The sequence below is a fragment of the Thermosynechococcus sp. genome, from assembly GCF_046299655.1.
Lineage (GTDB): Bacteria > Cyanobacteriota > Cyanobacteriia > Thermosynechococcales > Thermosynechococcaceae > Thermosynechococcus.
Map to the genome: position 1 here is coordinate 42,193 of NZ_JBKBHZ010000014.1, position 14,946 is coordinate 57,138.

Sequence of the window (14,946 nt, forward strand, 5' to 3'; positions counted from 1 at the left end):
CCTAACGCAAGCGAACGTAGCCCGCCTGTTCAATCAGTAATTGGCCTTGATCACTCAACAACAAATTGGCATAGGTGCGGCCGGCTTGGGCATCCAGCGTGTTATCGTCCTTAGCAATCACAAACAGACGGCGAGTAATGGGGTACGACCCATCTTGAAATGCTGCGTGGTTGAGAACATTGCGCTGCTTTGGACATTGGCTGGGATCAACATAGGGTTCGCGATAGGGGGGGACATACTGATTGGGTTGCCGCCCCAAAGGTAAGGGGCGAATCGTACACTGACCCACAATTTCCGGTCCCGAGGCATAGTAGATTCCTCCCAAGGTGGTGGCCACGCGCCGTAGGCCATCGGTGGTATCGCGCACAAGCGTGACATTGGAAGCTAAGGGCTGGCCGCCTAAGACTTCTTGGATAAAATACTCCACGGTGCCGCCGTCCTCCGGCCGCCGCGAAAATGCAGCAATGGCAAGATTCGGGCCGCCTACTTGACTCCAATTGGTCAGCTTGCCGGTAAAGATGTCCACCACCTGCTGCACCGTTAATCCGGGAATGTTGAGGCTAGGGTTGACCGCGATCGCCAGCCCATCAATGGCTATTGGAATTTCCACCAACTTGAGTCCTTTGGCTTCCGCTTGCTGTCGCTCTTGGGCATTGAGAGACCGCGAGGATTGGGCAAAGGCCAACTGGCCGTTCAGCAACATGCGGATACCACTCCCCGAACCGGGGGTGCCAGTGGGTGGATCCGTATAGCGCAACTGGAAGTTTGGCCAAACCCGTAAGAGAACGGGATCGACCACGCCACGAATGGGTGCCCACGTGGTGCTCCCCCCATAGGCAAATATGCCGTTAGGAACTGCCTTGACCTCGTTAAATGTTTTGGCTGCTGGCTCAGCAGCAACCTCAGGACTAGCAGTGGATGTTGGCGGCGAAGGCTGCGAGGGGTTATTCGTGGGCAACTGGGGCAAGAGGTTCTGACGGCCCAGTAATCGCATCACTGCCACCCCCCCTACCCCCAGCAGCCCCAATGTAAAAATTAGGGAAATGAGCAGGGGAAGAACATTAGAATTGCTGCGTGCCATGAAAAGCCTCTGGGAATGACCTCGCCCCTAGCCTACCGCAACTTGATTCCTAGGTGTATCTTAGGTGCCATGGTGCACCGTTTTCACCCACTTGAGCCGCTTAGCCCGTAACGCCATGCGCAGCGTGGTCGTACTGACCACCGGCAACCAATGGAGCATATAGAGAGTCCCCCGCAAACTCTGCCAAAAGAGTTGCCAGATGCTCACTGATTGCGTCTGGGGAATGCCTCGCCACATGCCTACCAGTGAAATTGTAAAGCTCAGCGTTGTAAGGGGAAGAAGTAAGGGGCTGCGGTGGCGCAGCACAGCCATCAGCAAATCGGGGATGGTTGCCGTGGGAATAGCATACTTAATCAAAAACCAGAAGAGAACATCCCAGCTTTTGTGCCAGCCAAGGCGATTGCGCAGTAGGGGCTGCCAGTAGTCGAGATAGCTTTGGTAGCCTCCCTCGCTCCAGCGATTGCGTTGGTGCCACAAAGCCATCAATGTGGTTACCCCCTCCTCTTGCACCGCTGGATGCATGAGCAGATCAATCTCCCAACCGTGGAGATGCAGCTTTAGGCTGAGATCCAGATCGTCGGTAATGGTTTCTTCATTCCAGCCGCCACAGCGCTCTAGGGCTTGCCGCCGCACAAATTGGCCATTGCCCCGCAGTTCCCCCATGCCACCACAGGCAACTCGCTGCTGTTGATAGTAGGCATCGAGAATCATTTCTGCCGCTTGGCCTTGGGTCAGCACATTGATGTCGGCATTACTAATGGCTTTGCGCACTTGCACCGCGCCGACGTTGGGTACTTGAAAGCGGCTAACCACCTGTTGCAGTAAGTCTTCGGGCACCGTGGCATCGGCATCAAAGACGCCAATAATTTCTCCCCGAGTCAGGGGCAGGACTTGATTGAGGGCACCGGATTTGCCGCCCCCTGCCCCCGGTAGCCGTCGCAGCACCTTGAGGTGAGGATACTGCTTTTGTAGTTCACTCAAAATATCGGGGGTGCGATCGCTACTGTTGTCATCAATGATCCACACCTCGTAGTGGGGATAATCCAAGCAGCAGAGATTCTTGACAAGGCGACCAATGACCGCTTCTTCATTTTTTGCCGCCACCACCAACGACACCATGGGCTGCAGCTTTTCCACCGTCCCTGCGGCGGGGAGAGTTTGTGGCCTAACCCGCCAGTAGCGCAGTGTTTGCACACTCATCAACAGCGTTAAAACATAAATGAGCCAAATACCGCCCACAATTAGGTGAAGGGCGATTGTACTGCCCCAAATCAGAGATAGCGCCAAGAAAGCTTTGCGGCGGCGACCCTCAGAACGAGGTTGTAATGGAGGACTTTCTGGGGCGTCAACCCACTCCGACAGGAGTTCGTCGAGGGGATCGGCTTCGTTGTAGAAACTGTTTTCGGGCCAGGAATTCTCCGGCATAGGTCACCTGATTGAGAAACCAGTACTTATCTACTCCCTTAAAGAAGCTGGGAATGAGATAACACCATACTGTGCAGCCTTCGCAGACGGAGAGTCGGCCTTGGGAGCGACGATACTCCTCTACCACCTCGGAGGACTTGTACAGATCGTACAGGCGACCGTTGATGGGGACTCTCTTCTGCGCAAAGTGATAGCACGGTAGCAACAACTCATCATTGGGAGAAATAGCAATGACGGCATCCACCGCTTTGCAACGGGGATTTCGGGGATTGTTTCCCCCTGCACGGATGAGGGCTAATGCTGCCTTATTGTAACCAACATTGTTATACTTCTTCGCCGTTTGTTCAATGCTGTCAGCAATTTCAGGGGTGGGGTTCTTCTTGTCGTTGTAGTTTTCATGGGCGGTAAAAGCGGGGTTCAACCAAACCCGTACCCCTAGACTTTGGGCAAATTCAGCCACCTCGCCAATCCGCTCATAATTTTGCGCTGTGACAGTGTGATTGAGCACTGGGTATTCGCCAAGGTCAAGGGCAATTTTGACAGACTCCACCAGCGTGTCAAAAATTTTCACCCCCCGCGACTGATCATGGGTGGCGGCATCAGGCCCATCGAGGGAGAAATTCAAGAAATCCACCAAGCCTTGAATTTCCTTAGCACGGCGGGGATAGAGAATCGTGTTTGTCGTCATGCTGGTCAGGAAACCGAGCCGCTTGGCTTCACGGTAGATGGCTGGAGCATCGGCACGCAGCAAGGGTTCACCCCCCGTAAAGTCCACATATTTCACGCCCAAACGTTTCAAATCACGGAGATTAGTTTGGATAGTGCTAAAATCAGCTTCTTTGCCCGGCTCCAGTGCCCAAATGTCGCAAAAGTGGCAGCGGGCGTTACAGCGGTAGGTCAGGTAGTAGTTGGCAACCAGTGGACGCATTGAGTATCTTCCTTAACGAATGCAAGCAAGGCCAAGATGAAGGGGCAAAAATAGCAAATCAGTTTATGTAAGCAATTGAAAAATTTCTAGACAAAACTTCATTAGAGTTTGAGTTGCTGAACAGTTTAGCACTCCGCTGAGCTGAAGGGCAGCGATTCCTCACCTGAAGCGGCTGCAAGTTTAGTAATGCTTATTGTTGATAAATATTTTTTATATTAAAACCATGTTGCTATTTGTCCAGATTATCTTTTACCGTGAGGGTATGCGCAATTGTGAGGATAGCCCCATGAATCAACTCCTTGCCCAACGCACACCCACTTCATTTTTTAATGACCAAATTAATGGCCAAAATCCGTCAGTGGTTAATGGCTTATCCGATCACAATGCCAGCGATCGCCCACCGCCTCTGCCGATTGATTCCAGCCCAATGCCCCTTTGGTCGTCCAGTCCTGACCATCCCGCCCCTGTGTAAACTCAATCCCTTTTATGAGGAGGTCGTGATGCTGCGGTTTCGTGCCCTCACCCATCTCAATGAGGTTTGCCAAGAGGACATCAGCCAATATGTCTAGGCAGCGAGGAACGAGTAGTTGCTATACGATTAATAATGTATAGCTCTGTATCCATGGTACCCGTCGCATGCTGAAAGCCCTATTTGGCGATCCCAATCAGCGCAAAATTAAAAAGTATCAACCCCTTGTGGTGGAGATCAACCTGCTGGAGGAGCAAATTCAGCAACTAAGCGATAGTGAGCTACAGGGGAAAACGGCTGAGTTTCGGCAGCGACTCGACAATGGTGAGACCCTCGATGACCTGCTGCCAGAGGCCTTTGCCGTGGTGCGCGAAGCCTCACGACGGGTACTGGGGATGCGCCACTTTGATGTCCAGCTCATCGGTGGCATGATTCTCCACGAGGGTCAGATTGCCGAAATGAAAACGGGGGAAGGGAAAACCCTCGTGGCTACGCTGCCGGCTTACTTGAATGCCCTAACGGGCAAAGGGGTGCACATTGTTACGGTCAACGACTATCTGGCACGGCGGGATGCGGAATGGATGGGGCAGGTACATCGCTTTTTGGGTCTAACGGTCGGGCTGATTCAGCAGCAAATGGCGCCCCAAGAGCGGCAGAAAAGCTATGCCTGCGATATCACCTATGCCACCAATAGCGAAATTGGCTTTGACTACCTGCGGGACAATATGGCCACGTCCATGGCCGAAGTGGTGCAGCGTCCCTTCAATTACTGCATCATTGACGAGGTGGATTCGGTACTGATTGACGAAGCCCGCACGCCGCTGATTATTTCCGGTCAAGTGGAGCGTCCCACCGAGAAGTACCTCAAGGCCGCTGAGGTCGCCCGTCTCCTGAAAAAGGACGAGCACTACGAGGTGGATGAAAAAGCTCGCAACGTACTCATGACCGATGAGGGGTTTATCGAGGCAGAGAAGTTGCTAGGGGTCAGCGATCTCTATGATCCCCAAGACCCTTGGGCACACTATATCTTCAATGCCATCAAGGCCAAGGAACTCTTCCAGCGGGATGTGAACTACATCGTCCGCAATGGTGAAGTGGTGATTGTGGATGAATTCACCGGGCGAGTCATGGTGGGTCGCCGCTGGAGTGATGGCCTGCATCAGGCGATCGAAGCCAAGGAAGGCCTAGAGATTCAAAATGAGTCCCAAACCCTCGCCACGATTACCTACCAAAATCTCTTTTTGCTCTATCCAAAGTTGGCGGGGATGACGGGGACGGCCAAGACGGAAGAGGCGGAATTCGAGAAAATCTACAAACTAGAAGTGACGGTGGTGCCCACCAATCGCCCCAGTCAACGGCGAGATTTTCCCGATGTGGTCTATAAAACGGAGCGGGGTAAATGGCTGGCCGTGGCCTCTGAATGTGCGGAGGTTCACGCTACAGGACGGCCAGTGCTAGTGGGGACTACGAGTGTAGAAAAGTCGGAGCTATTGTCGCAACTGCTGCGGGAGTTGGAAATTCCCCATAACCTGCTGAATGCTAAACCCGAAAATGTGGAGCGGGAGTCGGAGATCATTGCCCAAGCAGGGCGCAAGGGGGCGGTAACCATCTCAACCAACATGGCAGGTCGCGGTACCGACATTATCCTAGGGGGGAATGCCGACTATATGGCACGCCTCAAGGTGCGGGAATACTTTATGCCTCGCATTGTCATGCCCCCCAGTGATGACCCGATGATGCTGTTGGGGCTGAAAATGGATCGCGGCGGTGGCCAAGGCTTTAGTCAGGCGGCGCAGAAAAACTGGAAGGCTTCACCGGGACTCTTTCCCTGTGAAATTAGTCAGGAGGCAGAAAAGTTGCTGCGCCAGGCGGTGGATTTAGCAGTCAAGACCTATGGTGAGCGCAGTCTGCCGGAGTTGCAGGCGGAGGATATGCTGGCGATCGCCTCGGAGAAAGCCCCGACCCAAGACCCCGTGATTCAAGCCCTGCGGGATGCCTTTAACCGCATCCGCGAAGAATACGAGGTGGTCACCAAAAAAGAACACGAAGAGGTGGTAGCCCTCGGTGGCTTGCACGTGATTGGTACCGAACGCCATGAATCGCGGCGGATTGATAACCAGTTGCGAGGACGGGCAGGACGCCAAGGCGACCCCGGATCAACGCGCTTTTTCCTGAGCCTAGAGGATAACCTGCTGCGTATTTTTGGGGGCGATCGCGTGGCCAGCATCATGAATGCTCTGCGCGTTGATGAGGACATGCCCATTGAATCCAAACTCCTCACCCGCAGCTTGGAAAATGCGCAGCGCAAGGTGGAAACCTACTACTACGACATCCGCAAGCAGGTCTTTGAGTACGACGAGGTGATGAATAACCAGCGGCGGGCTATCTATGCGGAGCGGCGACGGGTGCTGGAAGGGGAAGACCTCAAGGATCGGGTGCTGGAGTACGCCGAAAAAACCATGGATGACATTATTGCCGCCTATGTCAATCCGGATCTGCCGCCAGAAGAGTGGGATTTAGAGGGCTTGGTGGCTAAGGTGCAGGAATTTGTCTATTTGCTTGCGGATCTGCGCCCTGAGCACCTGGCGCACCTCAGCGTACCGGAGATGCAGGCCTTTTTGCATGAGCAAGTGCGCACGGCCTACGAGCAAAAGGAAGCAGAAATTGAGCGCATCCAACCCGGCTTGATGCGGCAGGCGGAGCGATTCTTTATCCTGCAGCAAATTGACCTGCTGTGGCGGGAACACCTGCAACAGATGGATGCCCTGCGGGAGTCGGTGGGCTTGCGTGGTTATGGCCAAGAGGACCCCCTCATTGAGTACAAGCGGGAGGGCTATGAACTATTTCTGGACATGATGGTGGCCATCCGCCGCAATGTGGTGTATTCCCTCTTTCAGTTTCAGCCGCAAGTGGCACCGCCGCCAGAGGAGGTTTCCTCCCCTTCCGATCAGACCTAGCTGAGGTGGGTTGCTGGGGCAACCTTGAGGGGGAGAAGGGCATCTATACTGACTAGTCTCAGTATGGGTGTAGAGGGTTGAGCGTGTCTGCAGGATTGGTTTATCGGGCCTGGGGAGGGGGGATTATTGCTGCGATCGCCAGCACAAGTATTGCTCTGGGGCAGGTGCTAGAGGGCGATCGCCTGAACCTAAATGGCCGCGACTATCCCGTGGCTTGGCAGCAGTGGCGTGATAACCAAAATCGAGTGCGCACTGGCATTAGTGATGGGGGTCTTGCCAATCGCTTCGGCATTCTCTTGGGGGATACTACGGATCCTTTTCAGCAGCCAGTGGCGTGGTTTCAGCCGCAATTTAGCCCCTTGGCAGTGCGCTTTAGCCCTAACGGTATGTACCGCTACCTAGACATTACAGCGTGGATTGAGCAATATCAGTGGCAGGTGCAACCCCAAGGCAATACGCTCCAGATCAGTACCCCTCCGGCACGGATTCTCAGTTGGCGGCAGGGACGACAACCTTGGGGCGATCGCTGGGTCTTTGAATTGGACCGCCCCACCCCTTGGCAAATCAATCGGCTCACCTTTAGCCGCACGGGTCTTACTCCTCGCGATCTGAGCCTAACCATTGAAGCCAGCAGCCAGTTGGCCACCATTCCCAACGTTAAAACTACGGCTACCCCCAATCGCACGGTTCTGGAAACACAAATTCCCGGCACCGCTCGCCCCGTGGCCTCGATGCTGCTCAACCCACCCCGTCTGGTGATTGATTTTCGTAGGGATGCACCGCCACCCCGCACAATTCAATGGGCACCGGGACTGCGTTGGCAACAGCAAACTGTTACCCTCGGCAATCACCAGTTCCCTGTGGATCTGCTCATCATCAACCCCCAACAGTCCGGGCTGCGTCTGCGCCCCTTGACCCCTCAGCCAACCACCGTAGTAGGACTGGCCACTCTCCCTGAGCTAGCTCAAACATGGGGGGCAGCGGCGGCAATCAATGCCGGCTTCTTTAATCGCGATCGCCAAGCGCCTCTGGGGGCAATTCGCAGTGAGGGCAACTGGCTTGCCGGCCCCATTCTCAATCGCGGTGCTATTGGCTGGGACGATCGCGGTCAAATCGTTGTTGGTCGCCTTAGTTTGCAACAGCGGGTGAAGACGCCCACCGCTACGGTGCCCATTGTCACGTTCAATTCTGGCTATGTCCAAGGCGGTCTTGCCCTCTATACTCCCCGTTGGGGCGCCAGTTACCAAGGCAAAACGGGTAGCGAAGTAGTAATTACAGTGCGCAATCAGCAGGTGGTGGCGCAGGAACCCATCAATAACAATCAAGCGGTTCCTATTCCCCCGGATGGTTTCCTACTCGTGGCGCGTAACTTTAATTCCGTCTTGGCAAACTTCCCCACGGGAGCGTCAGTGGAACTGGAAACTATGGCTATGCCCGCTGCCTTTAATAGCATTCCCAATATTGTTGGTGCCGGTCCCCTACTGGTGGAGCAGGGACGAGTGGTTTTGAATGCGGCACTGGAACAATTTGGTAGGGGGTTGGATGCGCAGGCAGCCCCCCGCAGTGCCATGGGCAATCGCCGTGATGGCAGCATTGTCTGGGTCACTACCCACAACCGTGTTGGCGGCATGGGGCCTACCCTTGCAGAATGGGCACAAATTCTCCGCCAGTTGGGCTTGATCAATGCTGTGAATTTGGATGGTGGCAGTTCAACCGCCCTGTATATTGGTGGGGTCTTGGTGGATCGCCATTCGGTGACAACAACACGGGTCAATAATGCCATTGGTGTCTTTTGGCAGCCAACCCCCTAGAGATAGGCCAAGGGATCGCTGGGTTCGCCATTGAGGCGCACTTCAAAGTGGAGGTGGGGTCCAGTGGAGAGTCCCGTAGACCCAACCTCAGCGATGGGCTGCCCCTGCTGTACCAATTCTCCTTCCCGTACAAGGAGTCGCTGCGCATGGGCATAGAGGGTGGTCATGCCGCCGCCATGATCCAGAATCACCGTTTGGCCGTAGCCCCCTGACCAGTCGGCAAAGATCACGGTGCCCGCTTCAGCAGCAAAGATGGGGGTGCCAAAATCAGCGCCAAAGTCCACACCAGCATGGAATCGCTGCGTGCCTAAAATTGGGTGAATCCGCCAACCAAAAGGACTGGTTATGGGGGCTTGAATGGGGTAAGCAAGACGGCCACTGCGGGGAAGGGGTGGGGTGCCCCTGGGAATGTAGCCGAGGCGTTGGCTAATGAGTTGCTGAATGGCAGCACTATCACGGGCAAGTTGGGCTTCGATGGAGGCAAGGGCTTGGCGATCGCTCCTGAGGCGGGCAATGAGTTGACGTTGATGAGCGGCTTCGCGCTCATAGATGGCCTGTTGCTGTTGCAGTTGTTGGCGTAGGGCTTGAATGAAGCGCTGTTGCACTTGAATTTGCCGCTCCTGCCGCTGCAGCCGCTCGCGATCGCGAACCAAGGCGGCCAAGTGCTGGCGATCGCGCTCATAGACTTGGCGCAGGCGCCCCTGCTGCTCCAGCCAATCGTTGAGGGTTTCTGCCTCGAAGATCATCGCCCACTGGGGAATCTCACGGTAGCGTTGTAGCCGCCGCAGGCGATCGCTCATCACAGCCACACTGGCTTTGTAGCGCTGGCTGAGGGTTTGTTGCTGCGCCTTGAGTTCCTTGAGCAGGTTTTCCGCTGCCTGTAGGCGATCGCTGGCTGCCATTAACTGCTGGGTGGTCGTGTCCACATTGTTTTCCAAGCTCTCAAGGCGATCGCTGGCCGCCGCCTCAAGGCGTTCTAGTTGCTGCCGCTGCTGACCCACTGCCTGCTGGTGCTGTTGGTGTTCTTGGATCACCCGCTGCCAATACTCTAGGTTTTGGGAGGGCGCTGTTGCCCAAGCCGCCAAAGTCACCCCTAGCATCACCAGCAGCCCAAGGCCAAGGTAGAGGGCGTAACGGTATTGCTTTGGCATTGACTACCCCCAACAGACACCTTGAAGAATTACGCCGCCATGAGTGGCATTATCCAACCTTTGCTGCCTGCTGGAGAAAGCGCATCGCCCACTGCGGATGGCCGCCCCAATGGAGATGGAGATAACTGGCGTGCAGTCGAGAATTACCCCAGCCCTCCGGTTGACCGTCCAATTGCCACAGGGGCATTGCTGGCGGCGCACTTAAGTAAGAATAGTGAAATTCATGGCCTTGCACGGTCTCGCCCGCAAGGAGGCACGCCGTTGTTTGCAAAGCGGTGGCTTGGCGGTAGCCCAAGGTCAGTGTCCGCCCCATGTGAGCTACAGTCGGCAGATATCCCACCAAAGGATAGTAGTTTCCCTCTAGGGTTTGGATGCCGCGGCTGAGGTACATGAGGCCACCACACTCGGCATAGAGGGCTAAGCCCCCTTGCATGGCCTGCCGCAGGGATTCTAGGAACGAGTGATTCGCCGCTAGTTCTGGAGCAAACACCTCCGGAAAGCCTCCCCCCAAGATCAAGCCCTGAAGATTTGGGGCCAGATGGGTATCGCGTAGGGGGGACACTGGAATTAACGTCGCTCCCAAGGCTTGCAGCAGATCAAGGGTGTCGGCGTAGTAGAAAAGGAAGGCGGCATCTTGGGCAATGCCAAGGGTGACGGGGGGCAGAGGGGAAACGGCAAACGGCGGGGCTGTGGGAAGGGCAGCGGGAGCAAGGAGTGGTGTGAGGCGCTCCCAGTCGAAACAGGTGTTTCCTAAATGGGCAAGGCGATCGCGAAGGTGTTGAAATTCCACTGATTCTTGGGGCGGCACTAAGCCGAGGTGGCGACTGGGGAGGCTCAAAGTCTGATCGCGATAGAGGATGCCGAGAATGGGCACCTCAAGGGGGGCAAGGGCAGCTTCTAAGATTTGCCGATGGCGATCGCTCCCCACTCGATTTAAGACCACGCCGGCAATCTGGAGGGGGGAATGATAGTGGCAAAAGCCATAAACCAACGCCGCCACCGAAGCCGCCTGTTTTTGCACATCCAAAACTAGGAGGATGGGAGCTTGCAAAAGTTGGGCAATGTGTGCCGTACTGCCCTCATGGCTTCCCCCCTGGCCATCAAATAGCCCCATCACCCCCTCAATCAAGACCGCATCCATCCCCTGACTGTGGTAGCCGACGCAGGTACGGATGTAGTCAGCACTGGTGAGTACAGCATCGAGGTTACGGCAGGGGCGACCACTAATGCTGGTGTGAAACAGCGGATCAATGTAGTCGGGACCCACCTTAAACGTTTGAACCCGCTGCCCCCGTGCCGTTAAGGCTGCATTCAAGGCCAAAGCAACTGTTGTTTTGCCGACACCACTGCGATCGCCGGCTATCACCAACACCATTGTTAATCTCGTTCCCCAAGAAAAATCAATCCATAGCCACAACCCATTGCCATCTCTGCATTTTGGGGAGATTCCCTCTCCCCCTTGGCCGTGGGCACGCCCCCACCCCTGTAAGATAGGAGACTAAGTGTGCAATCAACAGTTGGGTCAGGGTCTATGACAGCGGTAACTTCGATCCCCAGTTTCTGTGAAGGAATCCAGTATTTTGGCAAGGATTGGCCAGACTGGGATCGCTATGGTCAAACTCCCCTGCTCAATGCCCAACAGAGCGCCCTCCCCGATCTCGATGCTCCTGAGGCCGCCTATCAAACGCTCCTTTATGCCGATGCCCTGCGCTATTTGATTTTACAGATGACCGGCAGTAAAGCCTCTGGTCACCCCGGTGGATTTGCTAGCCAAGCGGAAGCCTATGCCGCTCTCGTGATGCTCGGGCACAAGAATATCATCACTGAAGTCGGTCACCATGCCCCTGGTTTCTACGCCGCCCTGTTTTTGGATCGGTCTTTGGAAAAGATGGGCATTTATACCGTTCAAGACCTGCGCGATCGCTTCCGCGAAAAACATGGCCTTTTGGGTCACCTCTCTGGCTATATTCCGGGAATTCTGGCACCCGCCGGCCCCCTCGGACAGGGACAGCACTTTGCCATGGCGGCGGCGTGGTTACACCGTCAAACCCTCTTTCCCTTTACCTTAGGCGATGGCGGCCTTGGGGAACCCTACGTCATGAGCAGTATGGCCCACTTCCACACCGCTTTTCCAGAGGTCACTAACTTTCTGCCCGTTCTTGTGTGGAATGGCTTTAGCCAAGAGCACCACAGCATGGTTTCCACTAAAAACAATGAGGCTATGATGGCCTACTGGCACGGCAATGGCTTCCAAGAAGTGGTGCTGGTGGATGCCAAGGACTTTGACGACAGTGGCCAAGAGGGGGATTACGTTGACAGCACGCTCTTTTCCTTTGGCCAGCGATTGGCCTTCATGCAAGCGGTGCTCAAGGGGGTTCAAGAAGCGGTGCGATCGGCCCTCTCTGGCAAGCTAACCGTCTTTATCCTCAAGCAACTGAAGGGTGCTGGCGTTCATGCCAAGGGGGCAAAATCCCACAACCTCTATGCCCAGCACACCCTCGACAACCCTGATATTGTCAATGCCCTGAAAGCCCGTGCCTTATCCCCAGCGGCTTGGGAACTGGTGCGCCAAAACTGTGTTGCTGCGGCCGGTGGTCCAGCGGCGGAGGTGGTGGTTACTGAACAAGTGTTAGACTTACCCCCCCTCGGTGAGATTGCCCTTGAAGCCTATGAATTGGGAGAAAACAAGGTTGCAACAACAGCCATGGGGCGGATGGTGGCTGCAGTGGGGCAGCGCGATCGCCACTACCTCGTTACGAATGCCGATGGCAATGAGGCCTCTGGAATTGGCAACATCAACCAAGCCCTGAAGATTATTCACCCGACGACGGATCCCCTCTACAACCAAGTCCCCAATGGCCAAGTCTATGAACCCCTGAGCGAGGATGCCTGTGCGGGTCTAGCGGCAGGGTTGTGTTTGATGGGGAGCCGCAGCCTTTGGTGCTCCTACGAATCCTTTGCCATTAACGGCCTTCCCATTTGGCAAACAGTCACCCAAGCCATGGCAGAATTGCGGCGCCCAACCCCTAGTACGGTAACCCTCTTTACTGCTGGGGCGCTAGAGCAGGGGCGCAATGGTTGGACGCACCAACGGCCGGAAATTGAAGCCTACTATGCTGCCCTATTGCGTAATGGGAATGTCTTTGCCCTCTTTCCCCCTGATGCTAACAGTATTCAAGTCTGCTACCGCTGGGCACTGACGGCTCAAAACAAGGGAATTGCCATCTTTGCCAGTAAAACTCCCCTACCGGTGCGCACCACCTTTACCCAAACTGAACAGGCCCTTGATGAGGGTGCAGTCACCCTCTACGAGTCTGCCACTGGTAAGGGCACAGTGGTGCTGGCAGTAGTTGGGGACATGATTTTGCAACCCGTCTATAGTGCTCTGCCCCAGTTGGAGGAGCTGGGCTATCGGGTACGCATTGTCTCGGTGATTAATCCGCGGCGGCTATATCGCCCCAGCGATGTGGCTTGGCATACCTGTGCTGAACCCGATGGCGGCTTTGCCGATGAGACCACCTTTCAGCGGCTTTTTGGCGGTGATGCCCTGTTGGGGGTGACGGGAGGAGCAGCGGCTCTGCTGGAGCCAATTCTCCTGCGCGCTACCTGTCCTCGCGATGTCTTGGCTTGGCAACGGGGAGAAACCACAGCTAGCCCCGCTGAACTCATGGCCTACAATGGTCTCACTCCCGAAGCAATTTGCGATCGCGCCCGTTCACTGCTGAAGTAATTGCCCATGACTGCTGCCCATCACAAAGCCCGTGCCCTCAAGCCCAGTAGCCCCCGCCCCGCTAAAGCGCTGTGCAGTGAGTGTGGCCTCTGCGACACCTACTATATCCACTACGTCAAGGAGGCCTGTGCCTTCCTCAATCAGCAGTTTGACACCCTTGAGCAGCAAACCCATGGCCGTGCCCGCGATCTTGACAATTGGGATGAGTGCTACTTTGGCGTTCACCAGCAAATGATGGCGGCTCGCAAAACCGAACCAATTGCGGGGGCGCAGTGGACGGGAATTGTCAGCAGCATTGCCATTGCCCTGTTAGACTCGGGACGAGTGGAGGGCGTTGTCTGTGTTCAAAATAGTGAGCGCGATCGCTTTACCCCCAAGCCCGTGATTGCCCGCAGCCGTGAGGAGATTCTTGCTGCGCGTGTGAATAAACCCACCCTCTCGCCCAATCTTTCGGTACTGGAACAGGTGGAGCAGTCCGGCCTCAAACGGCTGTTGGTGATTGGTGTCGGCTGTCAAATTCAAGCTCTGCGAGCGGTACAGGACAAACTGAGTCTTGAGAAGCTCTATGTGCTGGGCACACCCTGCGTGGACAATGTTACCCGTGCCGGTCTGCAAAAATTCCTTGAAACCACCAGCCGATCGCCCGAAACTGTAATCCACTACGAGTTCATGCAGGATTTTCGGGTGCATTTCAAACATAGCGATGGCTCCACCGAAACAGTGCCCTTCTTTGGTCTAAAAACCAATCAACTGAAGGACATTTTTGCCCCTTCCTGCATGAGTTGCTTTGACTACGTGAACGGCCTTGCCGATTTAGTGGTGGGCTATATGGGTGCCCCCTTTGGCTGGCAGTGGCTAGTGGTGCGCAATGAGCGGGGCCAAGAAATGCTCGATTTGGTGTGGGATCAATTGGAAACACAGCCAGTCACCAGTGCGGGCGATCGCCACCCTGCCGTGCAACAAAGCATTCCCGCCTACGATAAAGGTGTGACGCTCCCTATGTGGGCAGCGAAACTGGTGGGTTTAGTGATTGAGCGCATTGGCCCCAAAGGTCTTGAATACGCCCGCTTTTCCATTGACTCCCACTTTACCCGAAACTATCTCTATGTGCGGCGCAACTATCCCCAAAAACTGGCCACTCACGTGCCCGCCTTTGCCAAAAAAATTGTGGATCAGTATCAACTCCCTGCCCAATAATTACAACAAAAAAAGCCCCCCTGTGGGGAGCCATATTTGGACTTATCACTAGAGAGGTTTAGGAGCGACCTGTTTAGGCTTCAATGCTTGGGGCAATCATCGCCACAGGCGCAGATTCACCGCTCGCCAAGTCAAGGGGGAAGTTGTGAGCATTGCGCTCGTGCATCACTTCCATCCCCAAGTTGGCACGGTTGATG

At 55.3% G+C, this 14,946-nt stretch carries 10 protein-coding genes and 1 pseudogene; 5 read left to right on the forward strand and 6 right to left on the reverse strand.

Annotation, left to right across the window (positions count from 1 at the left end; all coding sequences use genetic code 11):
- Nucleotide 1 precedes the first annotated feature (1 nt).
- From ACK4HN_RS09460 to ACK4HN_RS09470, 3 genes are read right to left on the reverse strand one after another with little or no spacing between them, the layout of a single operon-like run.
- Entirely contained in the window at nucleotides 2-1,081 is a 1,080-nt protein-coding gene (locus tag ACK4HN_RS09460; RefSeq protein WP_409877564.1) for a PstS family phosphate ABC transporter substrate-binding protein, read from the reverse strand.
- 60 nt (nucleotides 1,082-1,141) lie between these two features.
- Nucleotides 1,142-2,506, reverse strand: a complete 1,365-nt coding sequence (locus ACK4HN_RS09465; protein ID WP_409869376.1) for a glycosyltransferase — start codon at nucleotides 2,504-2,506, stop codon at nucleotides 1,142-1,144.
- Nucleotides 2,427-3,434: a radical SAM protein gene (locus ACK4HN_RS09470; RefSeq protein WP_409869377.1), complete on the reverse strand. Its 1,008-nt coding sequence runs from the start codon at nucleotides 3,432-3,434 to the stop codon at nucleotides 2,427-2,429. Before ACK4HN_RS09470 ends, ACK4HN_RS09465 begins: the two co-directional genes overlap by 80 nt.
- A gap of 341 nt (nucleotides 3,435-3,775) precedes the next feature.
- On the opposite strand from ACK4HN_RS09470, the gene ACK4HN_RS09475 reads away from it, so the two are divergent.
- From ACK4HN_RS09475 to ACK4HN_RS09485, 3 genes are all read left to right on the forward strand, one after another.
- Complete coding sequence (locus tag ACK4HN_RS09475) at nucleotides 3,776-4,003, forward strand: Mo-dependent nitrogenase C-terminal domain-containing protein (RefSeq protein WP_409869378.1); 228 nt, start codon at nucleotides 3,776-3,778, stop codon at nucleotides 4,001-4,003.
- A 67-nt stretch (nucleotides 4,004-4,070) separates the two neighbouring features.
- Nucleotides 4,071-6,860, forward strand: coding sequence for a preprotein translocase subunit SecA (gene secA, locus ACK4HN_RS09480; RefSeq protein ID WP_409869379.1), 2,790 nt, complete (start codon nucleotides 4,071-4,073; stop codon nucleotides 6,858-6,860).
- An 83-nt stretch (nucleotides 6,861-6,943) separates the two neighbouring features.
- Nucleotides 6,944-8,671, forward strand: coding sequence for a phosphodiester glycosidase family protein (locus ACK4HN_RS09485; protein ID WP_409869380.1), 1,728 nt, complete (start codon nucleotides 6,944-6,946; stop codon nucleotides 8,669-8,671).
- On the opposite strand, the gene ACK4HN_RS09490 is transcribed toward ACK4HN_RS09485, so the two are convergent.
- Nucleotides 8,668-9,822 (reverse strand): peptidoglycan DD-metalloendopeptidase family protein, encoded by a 1,155-nt coding sequence (locus ACK4HN_RS09490; RefSeq protein ID WP_409869381.1) that lies wholly within the window; start codon nucleotides 9,820-9,822, stop codon nucleotides 8,668-8,670. The two genes, ACK4HN_RS09485 and ACK4HN_RS09490, sit on opposite strands and share 4 nt — an antisense overlap.
- Nucleotides 9,823-9,871: 49 nt before the next feature.
- On the reverse strand, nucleotides 9,872-11,197 hold the full coding sequence (locus ACK4HN_RS09495) for a cobyrinate a,c-diamide synthase (protein ID WP_409869382.1): 1,326 nt from the start codon (nucleotides 11,195-11,197) through the stop codon (nucleotides 9,872-9,874).
- A 156-nt stretch (nucleotides 11,198-11,353) separates the two neighbouring features.
- Between ACK4HN_RS09495 and ACK4HN_RS09500 the strand changes: the two genes are divergently transcribed.
- Both ACK4HN_RS09500 and ACK4HN_RS09505 read left to right on the forward strand, forming a co-directional pair.
- Complete coding sequence (locus tag ACK4HN_RS09500) at nucleotides 11,354-13,552, forward strand: phosphoketolase (protein WP_409869383.1); 2,199 nt, start codon at nucleotides 11,354-11,356, stop codon at nucleotides 13,550-13,552.
- A 6-nt stretch (nucleotides 13,553-13,558) separates the two neighbouring features.
- Nucleotides 13,559-14,749, forward strand: coding sequence for a Coenzyme F420 hydrogenase/dehydrogenase, beta subunit C-terminal domain (locus ACK4HN_RS09505; RefSeq protein ID WP_409869384.1), 1,191 nt, complete (start codon nucleotides 13,559-13,561; stop codon nucleotides 14,747-14,749).
- A gap of 73 nt (nucleotides 14,750-14,822) precedes the next feature.
- Here the strand turns inward: ACK4HN_RS09505 and ACK4HN_RS09510 are convergent.
- Nucleotides 14,823-14,946: pseudogene (locus tag ACK4HN_RS09510) on the reverse strand (photosystem II q(b) protein); the annotation flags it as partial.

Bases quoted from the DNA above. Each gene is read 5' to 3' on its own strand.
- ACK4HN_RS09460 (WP_409877564.1), bottom strand. From the start codon at position 1,081: ATGGCACGCAGCAATTCTAATGTTCTTCCCCTGCTCATTTCCCTAATT.
- ACK4HN_RS09465 (WP_409869376.1), bottom strand. From the start codon at position 2,506: ATGCCGGAGAATTCCTGGCCCGAAAACAGTTTCTACAACGAAGCCGAT.
- ACK4HN_RS09470 (WP_409869377.1), bottom strand. From the start codon at position 3,434: ATGCGTCCACTGGTTGCCAACTACTACCTGACCTACCGCTGTAACGCC.
- ACK4HN_RS09475 (WP_409869378.1), top strand. From the start codon at position 3,776: ATGGCCAAAATCCGTCAGTGGTTAATGGCTTATCCGATCACAATGCCA.
- secA (WP_409869379.1), top strand. From the start codon at position 4,071: ATGCTGAAAGCCCTATTTGGCGATCCCAATCAGCGCAAAATTAAAAAG.
- ACK4HN_RS09490 (WP_409869381.1), bottom strand. From the start codon at position 9,822: ATGCCAAAGCAATACCGTTACGCCCTCTACCTTGGCCTTGGGCTGCTG.
- ACK4HN_RS09495 (WP_409869382.1), bottom strand. From the start codon at position 11,197: ATGGTGTTGGTGATAGCCGGCGATCGCAGTGGTGTCGGCAAAACAACA.
- ACK4HN_RS09500 (WP_409869383.1), top strand. From the start codon at position 11,354: ATGACAGCGGTAACTTCGATCCCCAGTTTCTGTGAAGGAATCCAGTAT.
- ACK4HN_RS09505 (WP_409869384.1), top strand. From the start codon at position 13,559: ATGACTGCTGCCCATCACAAAGCCCGTGCCCTCAAGCCCAGTAGCCCC.